The organism is Kitasatospora sp. NPDC032757 (assembly GCF_055579305.1).
This window is the reverse complement of record NZ_JBVINN010000008.1, coordinates 46,215-60,260: the sequence shown is the minus strand read 5'-3', so window position 1 is coordinate 60,260 and position 14,046 is coordinate 46,215. Positions and strand designations below refer to the sequence as shown.

Annotated in this window: 14 protein-coding genes; 5 read left to right on the top strand and 9 right to left on the bottom strand. The window is 73.5% G+C overall.

Annotation, left to right across the window (positions count from 1 at the left end):
* Positions 1-106 precede the first annotated feature (106 nt).
* Positions 107-1,897 carry an amidohydrolase gene (locus tag ACZ5WK_RS13245; protein ID WP_465547447.1) on the top strand — a complete coding sequence of 597 codons (1,791 nt, stop codon included), beginning with the start codon at positions 107-109 and terminating at the stop codon, positions 1,895-1,897.
* A gap of 117 nt (positions 1,898-2,014) precedes the next feature.
* Here ACZ5WK_RS13245 and ACZ5WK_RS13240 read toward each other — a convergent pair whose 3' ends face one another.
* The 3 genes from ACZ5WK_RS13240 to ACZ5WK_RS13230 all read right to left on the bottom strand — a co-directional run bounded on the left by ACZ5WK_RS13240 (position 2,015) and on the right by ACZ5WK_RS13230 (position 4,165).
* Complete coding sequence (locus ACZ5WK_RS13240; protein WP_396325026.1) at positions 2,015-2,524, bottom strand: cupin domain-containing protein; 510 nt, start codon at positions 2,522-2,524, stop codon at positions 2,015-2,017.
* A gap of 195 nt (positions 2,525-2,719) precedes the next feature.
* A complete protein-coding gene (locus ACZ5WK_RS13235; RefSeq protein ID WP_465547446.1) occupies positions 2,720-2,872 on the bottom strand; it encodes an alpha/beta fold hydrolase in 153 nt (50 codons plus the stop codon).
* 180 nt (positions 2,873-3,052) lie between these two features.
* A complete protein-coding gene (locus tag ACZ5WK_RS13230; RefSeq protein ID WP_465547445.1) occupies positions 3,053-4,165 on the bottom strand; it encodes an FAD-dependent monooxygenase in 1,113 nt (370 codons plus the stop codon).
* Positions 4,166-4,427: 262 nt separating this feature from the next.
* On the opposite strand from ACZ5WK_RS13230, the gene ACZ5WK_RS13225 reads away from it, so the two are divergent.
* Complete coding sequence (locus tag ACZ5WK_RS13225) at positions 4,428-5,444, top strand: TetR/AcrR family transcriptional regulator C-terminal domain-containing protein (protein WP_465547444.1); 1,017 nt, start codon at positions 4,428-4,430, stop codon at positions 5,442-5,444.
* Between the two features lie 9 nt (positions 5,445-5,453).
* Here ACZ5WK_RS13225 and ACZ5WK_RS13220 read toward each other — a convergent pair whose 3' ends face one another.
* The gene (locus ACZ5WK_RS13220; RefSeq protein ID WP_465547443.1) at positions 5,454-6,407 is read right to left on the bottom strand and encodes a GlxA family transcriptional regulator; all 954 of its coding nucleotides are present in this window, start codon (positions 6,405-6,407) and stop codon (positions 5,454-5,456) included.
* Positions 6,408-6,478: 71 nt separating this feature from the next.
* Between ACZ5WK_RS13220 and ACZ5WK_RS13215 the strand changes: the two genes are divergently transcribed.
* Complete coding sequence (locus ACZ5WK_RS13215; protein WP_465547442.1) at positions 6,479-7,096, top strand: cysteine hydrolase family protein; 618 nt, start codon at positions 6,479-6,481, stop codon at positions 7,094-7,096.
* A 9-nt stretch (positions 7,097-7,105) separates the two neighbouring features.
* Here ACZ5WK_RS13215 and ACZ5WK_RS13210 read toward each other — a convergent pair whose 3' ends face one another.
* Both ACZ5WK_RS13210 and ACZ5WK_RS13205 read right to left on the bottom strand, forming a co-directional pair.
* Positions 7,106-7,636, bottom strand: coding sequence for a hypothetical protein (locus tag ACZ5WK_RS13210; protein ID WP_465547441.1), 531 nt, complete (start codon positions 7,634-7,636; stop codon positions 7,106-7,108).
* 77 nt (positions 7,637-7,713) lie between these two features.
* The gene (locus ACZ5WK_RS13205) at positions 7,714-8,478 is read right to left on the bottom strand and encodes an SDR family oxidoreductase (protein WP_465547440.1); all 765 of its coding nucleotides are present in this window, start codon (positions 8,476-8,478) and stop codon (positions 7,714-7,716) included.
* Between the two features lie 134 nt (positions 8,479-8,612).
* On the opposite strand from ACZ5WK_RS13205, the gene sigJ reads away from it, so the two are divergent.
* Positions 8,613-9,524: an RNA polymerase sigma factor SigJ gene (gene sigJ, locus ACZ5WK_RS13200; RefSeq protein WP_465547533.1), complete on the top strand. Its 912-nt coding sequence runs from the start codon at positions 8,613-8,615 to the stop codon at positions 9,522-9,524.
* An 86-nt stretch (positions 9,525-9,610) separates the two neighbouring features.
* Here sigJ and ACZ5WK_RS13195 read toward each other — a convergent pair whose 3' ends face one another.
* The 3 genes from ACZ5WK_RS13195 to ACZ5WK_RS13185 all read right to left on the bottom strand — a co-directional run bounded on the left by ACZ5WK_RS13195 (position 9,611) and on the right by ACZ5WK_RS13185 (position 12,327).
* Positions 9,611-11,086, bottom strand: coding sequence for a trypsin-like serine peptidase (locus ACZ5WK_RS13195; RefSeq protein WP_465547439.1), 1,476 nt, complete (start codon positions 11,084-11,086; stop codon positions 9,611-9,613).
* A gap of 107 nt (positions 11,087-11,193) precedes the next feature.
* Positions 11,194-11,712 (bottom strand): DinB family protein, encoded by a 519-nt coding sequence (locus ACZ5WK_RS13190; protein ID WP_465547438.1) that lies wholly within the window; start codon positions 11,710-11,712, stop codon positions 11,194-11,196.
* Between the two features lie 39 nt (positions 11,713-11,751).
* The gene (locus tag ACZ5WK_RS13185) at positions 11,752-12,327 is read right to left on the bottom strand and encodes a nucleosidase (RefSeq protein WP_396325016.1); all 576 of its coding nucleotides are present in this window, start codon (positions 12,325-12,327) and stop codon (positions 11,752-11,754) included.
* A gap of 328 nt (positions 12,328-12,655) precedes the next feature.
* Between ACZ5WK_RS13185 and ACZ5WK_RS13180 the strand changes: the two genes are divergently transcribed.
* Complete coding sequence (locus ACZ5WK_RS13180) at positions 12,656-14,044, top strand: hypothetical protein (RefSeq protein WP_465547437.1); 1,389 nt, start codon at positions 12,656-12,658, stop codon at positions 14,042-14,044.
* Positions 14,045-14,046 lie beyond the last annotated feature (2 nt).

The window sequence follows — 14,046 nt, the reverse complement described above, 5'->3', positions numbered from 1 at the left end:
ACCGCGCCGCACCGCCGCCGCGCTTTCGGGATCCACCAGGTTGAACGCGATCACCTTGGGTAGCCCCACCAGCACCGAACGTATCCATTGGCAAGGGGGCCCCACCATGGCCGATCAGCAGCACACGACACCGGAGACTCCGGCACCGTACGAGGAGGCCGACCTCATCCTCCACGGCGGCGAGATCGTGACCGTCGCCGAGCCGCCCACCGCCGAGGCGGTGGCGGTCAAGGACGGCGTCATCGTCTTCGTCGGCGACCACGCCGAGGCCGTCGACCGCTGGGGCGGCCTCCGGACGAAGGTGCGCGACCTCGAAGGCCGGGCGCTGCTCCCCGGGTTCATCGACGCCCACGGCCACCTCGGCGGCATCGGTCTCCAGGCCACCATCGCCAATCTGCTGGCCGCTCCGGACGGCGACGTCACCACCATCGCCTCGCTGCAGCAGAAGCTGCGCGACTGGGCGGACACCGACGTCGGGCAGGAGTCGGAGTGGATCGTCGGGTTCGGCTACGACGACGCGATGCTGACGGAGAAGCAGCACCCCACCCGGAAGGACCTGGACGAGGTCTCCACCTCCCGGCCGGTGCTGGCGATCCACCAGTCCTTCCACCTCGGGGCGGTCAACAGCCTCGGGCTGGAGGCGCTCGGCTACGACTCGAACCGCAAGGACCCGGAGGGCGGGGTCATCCGCCGGTGGGAGGACGTCATCGCCGAGCCCCACGGCGAGCCGAACGGGGTGCTGGAGGAGGCGGCCTTCTCCCCCGCCTCGGACACGGCGCTGGCGGGCCTCCCGATGGCCGCGCAGCTCGGGCTGTTCGGCAAGGGCGCGGCATCGGCGGCCGCGTTCGGCTTCACCACCGTCCAGGAGGGCGGCGCCACCCTGACGAACCTGGGCGCGCTGCGGGAGATCGCCGCCGCCGTACCGTTCGAGATCGACGTCGTCGCCTACGCGCGCGCCGACCAGGCCACGGCCGCCCTGGAGAAGGACCCGGGCACGGACCCGGTCGGCGCGAGCCCGGAGTACGTCAACGGCGTGCGGGCGGCGGGCGTGAAGATGTTCCTCGACGGTTCGCCGCAGGGGCGCACGGCCTGGCTCAGCAAGCCGTACAAGACGCCGCCGGGGAACGAGCCGGACGACTACTGCGGCTACCCGGCCGTCAAGGACGACGCCGTCGTTCTCAAGCAGGTGCTCACGGCGTACGCCAAGGGCTGGCAGGTGCTCGCGCACGTCAACGGGGACGCCTCGATCGACCAGTTCATCGGCGCGGTCAGGGCCGCCACGGCGGAGGCCGGGCCGGGCGACCGCCGCACGGTCGCGATCCACGCGCAGACCGCCCGCGAGGACCAGATCAACGAGTTCGCGCTGCTCCGGATCATCCCGTCGTTCTTCTCCATGCACACGTTCTACTGGGGGGACTGGTACCGGAAGACCGTCCTCGGCGAGGAGCGGGCCGCGAACATCTCCCCCGCTCGCTGGGCGCTCGACCGGCGGATGGCCTACACCTCGCACCACGACGCCCCGGTGGCGCTGCCCAACTCGATCGCCATCCTGTCCAGCCAGGTCACCCGGCGCACCCGCACCGACAAGGTCGTCCTCGGGCCGGAGCAGTGCGTGTCCGCCCTGGACGCCGTCCGCTCGATCACGATCAACGCCGCCCAGCAGTACGACGAGCAGGACCGCAAGGGCAGCATCGAGGTCGGCAAGCTCGCCGACCTGGTGATCCTCAGCGCCAACCCGGTGACGGTCGACCCGGAGGAGATCCAGCACATCGAGGTCGCCGAGACCCTCAAGGCCGGCCGGACCGTCCACCCCGCGACCGCCCCACGCACCGTCAACCCCACGCCCGTGCCGGACCGGACTCCGCCGCTCGACCACGAGTGGCACTGCAACTGCTGACCCGCGCCCGGGGGGCGGCGCAACGCCGTGCTGAGCATCCTGGGCGGCACCGCGGTGCACGTCGCCCTCGCCGGCACGGCGTTCGCCCACCCCTGACCGGCGGGCGCACCCCGTCCGTTACTTGGCCGCCGCCTCCAGGGTGGCGCGCCACAGCGGGCTGTCGACGTAGTGGTTGTCGTACTGCTCGGAGGAGTCCTTGATCTCCTGCGGGCTCGCCTCGCCGCGCATCACCCGGCCGAGCAGGCGCAGGTAGTCGAAGCGGGGCATGCCGGGGGTGAAGGTGAACAGCACGTCGGCCTCGGAGCCGGGCGCCGCCGCGAAGGCGTGCGGGGTGTGCGGGGGGACGAGCAGGAAGTCGCCCTCGTGCAGCGTCTTCACCTCGTCGTCCACCAGCACCTGGAGCGCGCCGCCGATGACGAAGAACAGCTCCGAGGCGCGGGTGTGGAAGTGGGCGGGGGCGCCGACCGCGCCCTTGGCGAAGGTGGAGCGGTAGCTGGTGATCGGGCTGCCGTCGGTGCCGCAGTCGGCGAGCAGGGTCATGACGCTGCTCGGGTCGCTGGTGGTCTCGGCCTCGGCGGCGCGGGTCAGGACGGGCTTCAGCGCGGCGGTGTTCGTGCTGGTGTTCACAGTGTTCTCCCTGGTCTTGCGGCTGCTCCGGCGCTCCGCCGTGGCCTTGTGTCTACGACTCTAGGCGCCGGAACGACCCGCTCTATGGTGCAGTTATTTGCAGAAATGATGGGTCAATTTGTGGGCCGTGTCCGGCCGGTACCGCCACGCCCGCCATGGGCCGTGGGGGCGCCGCCCGGACACGGGGGCGGTACGTCAGGCGAGCGTGGCGAGGAACTCGCGGACGGCCTTGCCGAAGCCGGCCGGGTCGCCGTCGTGGGCGAAGTGGTCGGTGTCGAGGAAGACGAGCCGGGTGTGGGGTCGCCGGTCCGCCATCGCCTCGGCCAGGTCGGCGTCCAGGCAGGGCATCCGGCTGCCGGCCACCAGGAGGGCGGGGCAGTCCGTGGCGAGCCACTCGGCCCAGTGGTCACCGTGGACGAGGGTCTCGGAGTCGACGGTGTCCTGCGGGTGGAAGGGCAGACGCCTGCTCGGGCGGTGACGCCGGGGCCGGGGTCGGGCGCGGCGTACGCGGCCTGGGTAGCCATCTGCTCAGCGGTCGAGCTCGATGGCGTTCTTGGCCCGCTCGACCGACTCCTCTGCCGCCGGGCCGCCGGGGTTCTCGGTGGCGAGCGCCTGATTGAGGGTGACGAAGGGGCGCATCCGCTCCTCGTACCGCTCGTACGCCGCACGGTGGCCCTCGCCGGCGGCCCGGGCGCGGCCGAGTTCGTCGGCCAGCAGGTAGGCGCCGACCAGGGCGAGGCTGGTGCCCTGACCGGAGAGCGGCGAGGCGCAGTAGCCGGCGTCGCCGAGCAGGACGGTCCGGCCGGTGGACCAGTGGTCGAGGTGGATCTGGGCCATCGCGTCGGCGTAGAAGTCGGGGGCGCGGTGCAGCGCCTCCAGCATCCGGGGCGTCTCCCAGCGCAGCGCCGCCATCCGCTCGGCGACCAGCTGCCTGGTCCGCTCGGTGTCCCGGACGGCGGGGTCCTGGTTGCCGTAGCCGAAGACGATCCTCAGCTCGCTGTTGCCGCGCACCGGGTAGATGCCGTAGCCGGCGTCGCCGTCGCGGTGCCAGACCTGCCAGTCCTCCAGGTCGAGGAAGTTGTCGGCGCTGAAGATGGCGAGGTGGGTGCCGAGGTGGTGCAGGAACTGCTCCTCCGGGCCGAAGGCCAGCCTGCGGACCCGGGAGTGCAGGCCGTCGGCGCCGACCACCAGGTCGAAGGTGCGGGGCCCGCCGTGGGCGAAGGTGACGTGGACGCCGTGCTCGTCCTCGTGGAGGGCGGTGACGGTGTCGCCGTGGATGAACTCGACGTCGCCGGCCGTGTGTTCGTGCAGGATCGCGACGAGGTCCTCGCGGAGCAGCTCGACGTCGTCGCTGTCCAGCCGGCCGCTGCTGAAGGTGGCCTCGACGGAGCGGTGCACCTCCTTGCCGTCGGGGTCGAGGACGGACATGCCACGCATCCGGGTGCGGACGGCGCGGACCTGCCCGGTCAGGCCCATCCGCTCGATCACGCCGAGGGCGACGCCCCGGATGTCGACCGCCTGGCCGCCGCTGCGCGGGGCGGGGGCGATCTCGACGACGGTCGGGGCGAAGCCCTGGCGGTGCAGCCAGAACGCGAGTGCGTTGCCGGCGATGCCGCCGCCGGAGATGAGGACGGTCTTCATGCGAGTCTCCCCCGTTGCCATGCCGGTACGGCCGCCACTGTGCGGCCGTCTCCGGACTGCTGCGCCTGGGCCGGCGTGTCTGTACGCTGTAAGCATGATGAATGTACGACGTAAATTCAGGCCGCCGCAAGATCCACACCAGCGCCGAATGGGCTCATCTGAGCTAGTACAGAAGGCTCGTGACAGACATCCACGCTGATGGCGTCTGATCTAGTACAGGACCGGCAGTGGTGAAAAAATATCTTCCGAGGAGTTCGACAGCATGGCACCGGAGACGGACCCGCCCTTCCAGCGCATCGCCGCCGACCTGCGACGGCGCATCACCACCGGGGAGCTGGCCCCCGGCGAGCGCGTGCCCTCGACCCGGCGGATCGCCCAGGACTGGGGCGTCGCCCTGGCCACCGCCACCAAGGCGCTCACCGTGCTGCGCCTGGAGGGCCTGGTGGAGGCCCTCCCGCGCGTCGGCACCGTCGTGGCGAACCCCACCCCGGGCCCCGCCCAGGTGCCCGCCCGGGCGCCCGCCCCGACTTTCGCCCACGCCTCCACCAGGCCGACCCAACCCGCTCCTCCCGAGGGTGAGTTGAGCCGGGATCGGATCATCCGGGCGGCCCTGGAGCTGGCCGACACCGAGGGGCTGGCCACGCTCTCGATGCGCGCCGTCGCGGCCCGGCTCGGGGTCTCCGCGATGTCCCCGTACCGCCATGTCACCAGCAAGGAGGAGCTGGTCCTGCTGGCGGCCGACGCGGCCTTCGGCGATGGCACCTACCCCGCCGAACCGCCCGCCGGCTGGCGGGCCCGCCTGGAGCTGGGCGCCCGGACGCTGTGGGCGGTGTTCCGCCGTCACCCCTGGCTGGCCCAGATCAGCCCGGTCACCCGGCCGCTGCTGCTGCCCAACCTGATGACACACGCCGAGTGGTCGCTCTCCGCGCTGGACGGCCACGGCCTCTCCACGCCGGACGTGCTGCAGATCCATGTGCTGCTGTACAGCTACGTCGAGGGCATCGCCGTCCACCTGGAGCGGGAGGCCCAGGCCCGGGCCGCCACGGGCGTCGACGAGGACCAGTGGATGGACGGCCAGCTCCCCACCCTCCGCGCGCTCGCCGCCTCGGGCCGGTTCCCGGTGTTCAGCCGGCTGGTGGCGGAGCTGCCGGACGGCTACGACATGGAGCTGGACGCCCTGTTCGAGTTCGGCCTGGCCAACCTGCTGGACGGGCTGGCCCCGCGCATGGATCGCAGTGCGCCGGTGAGCGCCCGGCCGCCGGGAGGGACGATCCGCTAGGGGCAAGCCCTAACCGGCCCGCCCCCGGAAGGTCCGCCGGTACTCGCGCGGCGCCACGCCCACCCGGGAGACGAAGGCGGGCCGCAGCGACACCGCCGAGCCGAAGCCGCAGCGGACGGCGACGGCGTCCACCGGCAGGTCCGTCTCCTCCAGCAGGCGTTGGGCGGCGAGCACCCGCTGCTCCAGCAGCCAGCGCAGCGGCGTCGTGCCGGTCGCCTCGACGAAGCGGCGGGCGAAGGAGCGTTCCGACATCAGCGCCACCCCGGCCATCCGGCGGACCGTCCACGGGGTGTCCAGCGCGGCCAGGATCTCGGCGCGGGCGCGGGCCAGCGTGTCGTCCACGGCGTCGTCCGGGACCGGGGAGGGGATGAACTGGGCCTGGCCGCCGGTCCGGAAGGGCGCGGTGACCATGGCGCGGGCGATGGTGGCGGCGGCCTGCTGGCCGTGGGCGGCGCGGACCAGGTGCAGGCAGAGGTCGATCCCGGCCGCCACCCCGGCGGACGTCCAGAGGTCGCCCTCACCGGTGAACAGCACCTCCGGGCGGACCTCCACCTCCGGGAAGCGGCGGGCCAGTTCCCCGGCGAGCGCCCAGTGCGTGGTGGCGGTGCGGCCGTCCAGCAGACCGGCCTCGGCGAGGACGAACGCGCCCGCGCAGAGCGAGGCGATGGTGACGCCCCGCTCGTGCGCGGCGCGCAGCGCGGCGAGGACGGCCGGGTCGCGCGGCTCGTTCATCTCCATCCCCGGCACGATGATCAGATCGCACTCCGGCAGCGCCTCCAGCCCGAAGTCCGGCACCCGCTCCAGCCCGCCGCCCAACCGCACCCGCGACCCCTCCGGCCCGCAGACCCGCAGCTCGAAGCGCGGCAGCCCGGGCCGGGTCAGCCGGTTCGACCACACCTCCCCGATCACCGCGTAGTCGAACGCCCGGACACCCTCGAAGATCAGGCAACCCACAATCCGCATGGCAGAAAACTATCGACGGGTGGCGGCAGCGCCCATCACGAAGGGTCCCCGGGGCGCAGCACGATGGACGCATGACCAACACCAGCGCCTTCGACGCCCCCCTCACCCTCGACCCCGACGCCGTCCTCGTCGTCATCGACGTCCAGAAGGGCTTCGAGGACTACGCGTTCTGGGGCGAGCGCGACAACCCCCGGGCCGAGCAGCGGATCGGCGAGCTCATCGACGCCTGGGAGAGCACCGGACGGCCGATCGTGACGGTGCAGCACGCCTCCAAGGGCGGCCCGCTCGTGCCGGGCACCCCGGGGTACGAACTCAAGGACTTCGTGGCGGCGGCCAAGTCCGACCTGCACATCACCAAGCAGGTCAACAGCGCCTTCTACGGCACGCCCGACCTGCACGCCTGGCTCCAGGAGCGGGGCGCCCGGCAGGTGGTCATCGTCGGGATCATCACCAACGTCTGCAACGAGACCACGGCCCGGATGGCCGGCAACCTCGGCTACGACGCGATCTTCCCGGCCGACGCGATGCACGCCTTCGACATGACGGGTCCCGACGGCGTCACCGTCCCCGCCGCCGAACTCGCCCGCGCCACCAGCACGGTGCTGCACGCGATGCGGTTCGCCAAGGTGGTCACCACCGAGGCCGTGGTGGCGGCGGCGAACGCCGCCCGGCCCGCGGTGATCGGCTGACCCGGCGGATCAGCGCAGGAGCGGGGCGTAGGCGTTGCCCTCCTCCGCGTTGAGCAGCACGAGGTCGCGGCCCGGCCCGGGCCCGGTGGCCACCGACCGGAGCCGGGCCAGCGCCTCGGCGTCGGTGGGGAGTTCGAGCCCGAGGGCGGCGGCCGCCGCGTCCCGCTCGTCGAGCAGGCCCGGCTCGTCCTCCAGGTACCACCCGGCCGCCTCGGCACTCTCCTCGGCGGTGAACCCCGGGCAGTCCCGCCACCACGGGACGGCCAGCAACAGCCGCAGCAGCTCCGGGAGTCCGACCGCCACCACCGCGGCGCCGCCCTCGGAGTCGGCGTAGAGCACGGGCCGTTCCTCCCCGCCCTCCCCGCAGAAGAAGTAGGTGCCGCCGGCGCCGTCCCCGCCGATCGGCTCCAGCCGGTCACCGGAGGCGAGCACGACCTCCTCCACGTGCTCGGTGCCGCCGAGGTCGAAGTCCGCCGTGCAGCGCAGGAAGTCCTCGGCGGCCGCGGTGTCCCGGACGGCGGCGAGCAGTGAGTGCGACATGCCCGCCAGCCTAGGTGCCGTGTCCGACAGGCCGGCACCGGCTGCCCGGCCGCCCGGCCGCCCCGCCGACGCGGCGTTCAGGCCGCCCGCTCGGCCAGGAACGCCTCCCAGGTCCGGCGGCCCGTCTCGGCGCCCCTGAGGGTCAGGTTGTCGCCCGCCCGGTAGGCGCGGCCGACCTTGCCGGGGACGCGGACCGGCAGCATCGGCCGGCTCTTGCCGCGCGCCTTGAGGTAGCTGCGGACCAGCTCGCCCATCGGGTAGACCGTCGGCCCGGCCAGGTCGGGGACGTGCCCGGCCGGCGCGTCCAGCGCCAGCTCCACCAGCCGCGCCGCCACCTCGCGCGCGTCGACCGGCTGCCAGCGGATCCCGCCCGGGGCCGGGACCACCGGCAGCTTGGCCATCCCCGCCGCCACCTTCAGCGCCAGGTCGTGGAACTGGGCGGCCCGCAGCGTGGTGTACGGCAGACCGGAGCCGGCGACGGCCTGCTCGGCGCCCAGCTTGGAGCGGAAGTAGCCGAGCGGCAGCCGGTCCGCCCCGATCACCGAGATGTAGACGAGGTGCTCCACCCCGGCCCGCTGCGCGGCGCGTACGAGGTTCCTGGTGGCCTCGTCGTCCCCCTTGGCGCCGCCGGCGAGGTGCAGCACGGTCGAGACGCCGGCCACCGCCTCCTCGATCCCTTCGCCCTTGAGCAGGTCGCCGGCCACGTACGCGACGCCGTCCGCGGCCGGTCGCGCGCTGCGGGTGAGCACCCGGACGTCGCGGCCGGCGGCCCGCAGCAGCGGGAGGACGTGGCCGCCGAGGGTGCCGGTGCCGCCGGTCACCAGGATGGGAGCGTTCGTCATGATCGTCTCCGATTCGTCCCGGCCGGAAGTTGATCTCCCGGCCACAGCCGTTAGTTTCGTGGTTCTGCAGCTTCGTGGTTCTGCAGCTATGACCCGCGGCGACGAAGGAATGTGACACGGTGGACGAGAAAGTTTTGCCGGCCGGCTTCTCGGGCGAGCGCCGGGCCGAGGACCGGGCCGGGCTGTTCGAGGAGCACCGGCCGCATCTGCGCGCGGTGGCGTACCGGATGCTCGGCTCGATCAGCGAGTCCGAGGATGCCGTCCAGGAGGCCTGGCTGCGGTACGACCGCACCGACACGAGCGACGTGGAGAACCTCGGCGGCTGGCTGACCACGGTGGTCAGCCGTGTCTGCCTGAACCTGCTGCGCTCGCGCGAGCAGCGGCGCGAGGACTCGCTGGAGTCGCGCATCCCCGATCCGCTGATCGCCCGCGAGGGCGTGATCGACCCGGAGCAGGAGGTGCTGCTGGCCGACTCGGTCGGGCTGGCGCTGATGGTGGTGCTGGAGTCGCTGTCGCCGGCCGAGCGGGTGGCGTTCGTGCTGCACGACCTGTTCGCGGTGCCGTTCGAGGAGATCGCCCCGCTGATCGAGAAGACCGCGGCCGCCACCCGGCAGCTGGCCAGCCGGGCCCGCCGCAAGGTGCAGGGGCAGGCGCCCGCGCCCGACCGGGACCTCGCCCGGCAGCGGGTGGCCGTCGACGCCTTCTTCGCCGCCACCCGCACCGGCGACCTGGACGCGCTGCTCGCCGTGCTCGACCCCGACGTGGTGCTGCGCGCCGACGGCGGGGTCGGCCGGGCCCGTCTCCGGACGGTGGTGCTCACCGGCGCCGAGATGGTGGCGAGCCAGGCGGTCACGTACCGCTCGCTCGCGCCGTACGCCCGCCCGGCGCTGATCAACGGCGCCGCCGGGGTCGTGGTGATCGGCGCCAACGGCAAGCCGGCCTCGATCATGGCGTTCACCGTGGTGGACGGCACGATCGTGGCGATCGACGTCCTGACCGACCCGGAGCGGCTGAACGCGCTCGACCTGGCCGCTTTCCAGGAGTAGCCGCGTTCCCGGAGCGACCGGGAGCGGAACGCGAACCGCCCCCGCACGGCAGCCGTGCGGGGGCGGTCGTCGTCGAGCGGCGGGGCTCAGCCCTTCTTCGACAGGAAGTCGTAGGCGCCGGCGGCGACGTCGTCCAGGTACGGACCGGCCTGGAACTTCGGCTCGCGGTCGTGCTGGCCGATGGAGACGTTGCTGACCAGGACGGGCTTGCCGTCCTTGGTGGTCACCCAGCCGCCACCGCTGGAGCCGCCGGTCATGGTGCAGCCGATGGCGAGCATCGGCGGCCGGGTCGGGTCCCAGGACATGCGGCTCGGCTTGCCGCTGTCGCAGCGGTGCAGCTCGTTGCCGTCGTACGGGGGCGCGGCGGGGTAGCCGTACTCGGTGATGCTCAGCTGGTCACGCGGGGCGTTGAACCAGACGGGCAGCGCGCCGCCGACCGTCTCCTCCAGCGACTTGCCGGTGTCCTTGTTCGCCTTGACCTTGACGATCGCGAAGTCGTACTGCGTCGCCGCGGAGCCGGTCTGGCCGCCCTCCGCCTTCCACACCGGGGAGGTGACGTACTGCGTCGCCGTCCAGGTGCCGAACGGGGCGAGCTGCGACATGTCGGCCGCCTTGCCGCCACTGCCCGAGCCGTTGCTGTTGAACGCGGGGATGAAGGTGACGTTGGACCAGGGCGAACCGCCCTTGCCCTGGTGGACGCAGTGGCCGGCGGTCCAGACGAGGTTGCTCTTGCCCGGGTGCGCCGGGTCGGCCACCACGGTGCCGGAGCAGACGCGGTTGAACTCCTTCGTCCCCGGCTCGGCGAACATGATCTTTCCGTACGCCGCGACGTTCTTGGTGTACGGGTGCGGAACCGGCTGCGCGTTGACGGTCTTCGGCTCCGGGTCGTTGCCGTTGTCACCGGGCTGCTGCGGTGCCTGGGCCGGAGGCTGCGCGGGAGCCTGGGAGGCCGGGGGCTGCTGCGGCGCCTGGGAGGCCGGCGGCACGGGGGCCTGCGAAGCCGGGGGCGCGGGGGCCTGGGAGGCCGGCGGTGCGGGCGCCTGGGAAGCCGGCGGTGCGGGCGCCTGGGAGGCCGGCTGCTGCGTGTTCGACGGCTTCGGCGCGGGCTGCGACGGCTGGCCGGCCGGCGGCTTGGACGCCGGAGCCGAGGTGGCCGGCGGCTTGGAGGCAGGAGCCTGCGAGGCCGGAGCCGAGGTGGCCGGCGCCTGCGAGGCGGCCGGCGCCTGGGAGGCCGGAGCCTGGGAGGCCGGGGCAGGCGGCGCGGCGGGCGGCGCGAGGTCGTCCGGCTTGGCGTGGAGGAGCCTGTCGAGGGTCCAGTACCCCTCGACGGCGGCCGGGAGCGCGTAGTCCTTCGCCCACTTCTCCCAGTCCTCGAACTTCCACTTCTTCAGGTCTTCGAGATTGGTGGGCAGCGCGGCGGCCGCGGCACTGACCGCCGCGCCGGCGTCCGCCGAACTGTTGTCCGGCCCGCACGCCGACGTGGTGGCGAGCAGGGCCAGCGTGAGCGCGGACGCACCGGCGGCGGCCCGGGCACGCCGCATGGATATACGTGGCGATGACATGAACTCTTGTTCCCCCTGTGTGAAAACGCACGGTGCCGTCCGAGCGGCGCCGTGGTGCGCGGGGGAGTATTCCACTGCCCGTCAGGAACGGATGCATCCGCCCCCCGTCACCGCCCGACCGCGCCGTCCAGCTGCTCGCGGATGATGTCGGCGTGGCCGGCGTGCCGGCCGGTCTCCTCGATCATGTGGACCAGCAGCCAACGCATCGACGGCGCCGGGGCGTTGGGCCGCAGCGAGCGGACGCCCGGGCGGTCCAGGTCACCGGCCGCGGCCGTGATGACCTCGTTGGCCCGGGCGATCGCCTCGCGGTAGGCGGCGACCGACCCGGCCACCGTCTCGTCGCCGGGCGAGGGGGCGTCGTCGTCCCAGGGCTCGACGTCGTCGCCGCGGTAGGCCCAGAGGAACCAGTTGAGTTCGACCGCCGTGAGGTGCCGGACCAGCCAGAGCAGGCTGGTGCCGGAGGCGACGCCGGGGCGGCGGGCGTCCTCGTCGGAGAGGCCGTCCGTCTTGCCGAGGACGGCCTCTCGCAGGTAGTCGAGGAAGGTGAGCAGGGTGGTCGGCTCGTCGGCGTTGAGGCCGGGCGGGCGGACGTCGGAGCGCTTGCGCGCGACACTGTTCTCGGTCACGCCCGCCAGCCTAGCCACGATCCCCTGACTGACGTGGCGTCACCAACCCTGCCCGTGCAGCCATTTTGCGAGGTGGCGGGAGCAGTCGTCGACCGACTCCCGCCAGGTGTGGCCGGCGCCGTCGCCGGCCTCGTCGCTGACGTGCTTGACCAGCCGGACGGGCACCCCGGCCCGGTGGGCGACGGCGGCGAGCGCGTAGCCCTCCATGTCGACCAGGTCGGCGTGCTCCGCCAGCCGGTCGCGGGCGGCGGAGGAGGAGACGAAGAGGTCGCCGGTGGCCAGGATCGGGCCCTCGCCCTTGCCGACCACCAGCGGGGCGCCGTAGGTGCGGCCGGTGAGCTCGAACAGGGCCGGGCTGTCCAGGTCGTGCTGGATCACCTGGGTGACCGTGTGGGTGCCCTCCCAGCCGGGCCGCAGCGCGCCGGCGGTGCCGAGGTTGAGGATTTCGGACGGGTGCTCGCCCTGGGCCAGCACGGTGGCCAGCGCGGCGGCCGCGTTGACCTTCCCTATTCCGGTGAGCAGCACCGGCAGCCGGTCACCGAGGTGGGCCGCCTCCTCCCGGACGGCGACGACGACGAGCGGGCGGTCGGCGGAGATCGTTCCCATCAGACGCATACCGCCATGGTACGGACGAGCGCCCGTCCGACCGCCGATCACACACACAACCGGACCCCTCCCCTCCGGCTGTCCGGGGAACCGCATAGGGTGCATCCCGCGTCGACCCGATCGCCGCCCGCCCCGCATCCGGGGGCCCGGCAGTGCTCGGCGACAGTGCTTCGGACCGGTGCTCGGGGAGAGTGCCCGCGGAGAGTGCCCTTCGGACGGCACTCGGAGATGCTCAAGATCGGCGCAAGTCGGGTGTGGCCGCGGGGAGCGACGGCCATACTGCTGGCAACGGCCGGGCCCCGGACGACGGGCCGGGCCACAGGGGAGGGTGGGGCAGGTGGCGACACCAGTACGTACGGAGGGGCCGGGCACGGTGGTGCCGGCGCGGCCGGGCACCGCGGCCACCGGCCGCGGCCCGGTGGCCGGGATCGGCCGGGCCACCCGCACGGCACCGGGCCGGCTGCGGTTGGCCGGGGCACTGCTCGTGGTGGTCACCGTCGCGTTCGGCGCGCTCACCGCCTGGCAGGTCAACTCCCGGGCGCAGGCCGCGGAGCGGGTGGTCTCGCACCGCCAGCCGCTGAGCCAGGCGGCCGCCGACATCCACCGTTCGCTGGCCGACGCGGACACCACGGCCGCCACCGGCTTCCTGCTGGCGGGTGCCGAGCCGAAGTCCGTCCGGGACCGCTACGAACAGGACCTCGCGACGGCCTCCCGGCTGATCGCCGAGGCTGCCGCGCGCACCACCGCCTCCTCCCCCGCCCAGGGCTGGCTCGCCACGCTCAACCAGCAGGTGCCGGTCTACGCCGGCCTGGTGGAGAGCGCCCGGGCCGACAACCGGCAGGGCTTCCCGCTCGGCGGCGCCTACCTGCGGTACGCCTCCGACCAGATGCGCACGGTGCTGCTGCCGGCCGCCACGCAGCTCAGCGCCGCCGAGAACGAGGAGCTGGCGGCCGACTACGCCGAGGCCCGGTCGGTGCCGTGGGCCGCGTACGGGCTGGGCGTGCTGGCCTTGGCGGCGCTGGTCTGTGTGCAGGTCGTGCTCTTCCGCCGGACCAACCGGGTCTTCAACATCGGGCTGCTCGGGGCGACCGCGGCCGTGCTGGCCGGCGTGCTCTGGCTGACCGTCGCCGGCACGGGCGCCGACTCCGCCCTGCGTGACAGCGAGCGCAACGGCGCGGCCCCGCTGCGGGCCCTGAACGCGGCCCGGGTCGACGTGCTGACCGCCCGGCTGGCGGAGAACCTGCACTTCGTCGCCCGCGGCTCCTCCACCAAGTACGCCGAGCTCTGGACCAAGACCACCGAGCACATGACCGGCTCGGACGGCGCCGCGGGGGCGCAGACCGGCACCCTGCCGGACGCCCTGCGGCTCGCCCCGGCGGACGCCCGGGCCGCCATCGCCGACGCGCAGCAGCAGTACCGGCAGTGGCGCGACCGGCACGTCGCGGCGAGCAAGCTGGAGAACGTCGACGCGGACTACCAGGGCGCGCTGGACGCCACGGTGACGGTCAAGGAGGCGGACGTGCCGAAGACCGCCGACGCCTCGTTCAACGCCGCCGACCAGCGGCTCGCGCAGGCCGCCGACACCGAGCAGAAGCAGTTCGAGCGGGCGGCCGAGGGCACCGACGGGGATCTGCGCACCGCCGCCGCGGCGGTGGCGGTGCTGGCCCTGGTGGCGGCCGCCGCGGCGGTCCGCGGCCTCGGCCGGCGACTGGCCGAGTACCGGTAGAG

Coding starts and splice junctions, on each gene's coding strand:
- ACZ5WK_RS13245 (WP_465547447.1), top strand. CDS start 107: ATGGCCGATCAGCAGCACACGACACCGGAGACTCCGGCACCGTACGAG.
- ACZ5WK_RS13235 (WP_465547446.1), bottom strand. CDS start 2,872: ATGCCCTGCCTGGACGCCGACCTGGCCGAGGCGATGGCGGACCGGCGA.
- ACZ5WK_RS13230 (WP_465547445.1), bottom strand. CDS start 4,165: ATGAAGACCGTCCTCATCTCCGGCGGCGGCATCGCCGGCAACGCACTC.
- ACZ5WK_RS13225 (WP_465547444.1), top strand. CDS start 4,428: ATGGCACCGGAGACGGACCCGCCCTTCCAGCGCATCGCCGCCGACCTG.
- ACZ5WK_RS13220 (WP_465547443.1), bottom strand. CDS start 6,407: ATGCGGATTGTGGGTTGCCTGATCTTCGAGGGTGTCCGGGCGTTCGAC.
- ACZ5WK_RS13215 (WP_465547442.1), top strand. CDS start 6,479: ATGACCAACACCAGCGCCTTCGACGCCCCCCTCACCCTCGACCCCGAC.
- ACZ5WK_RS13210 (WP_465547441.1), bottom strand. CDS start 7,636: ATGTCGCACTCACTGCTCGCCGCCGTCCGGGACACCGCGGCCGCCGAG.
- ACZ5WK_RS13205 (WP_465547440.1), bottom strand. CDS start 8,478: ATGACGAACGCTCCCATCCTGGTGACCGGCGGCACCGGCACCCTCGGC.
- ACZ5WK_RS13195 (WP_465547439.1), bottom strand. CDS start 11,086: ATGTCATCGCCACGTATATCCATGCGGCGTGCCCGGGCCGCCGCCGGT.
- ACZ5WK_RS13185 (WP_396325016.1), bottom strand. CDS start 12,327: ATGCGTCTGATGGGAACGATCTCCGCCGACCGCCCGCTCGTCGTCGTC.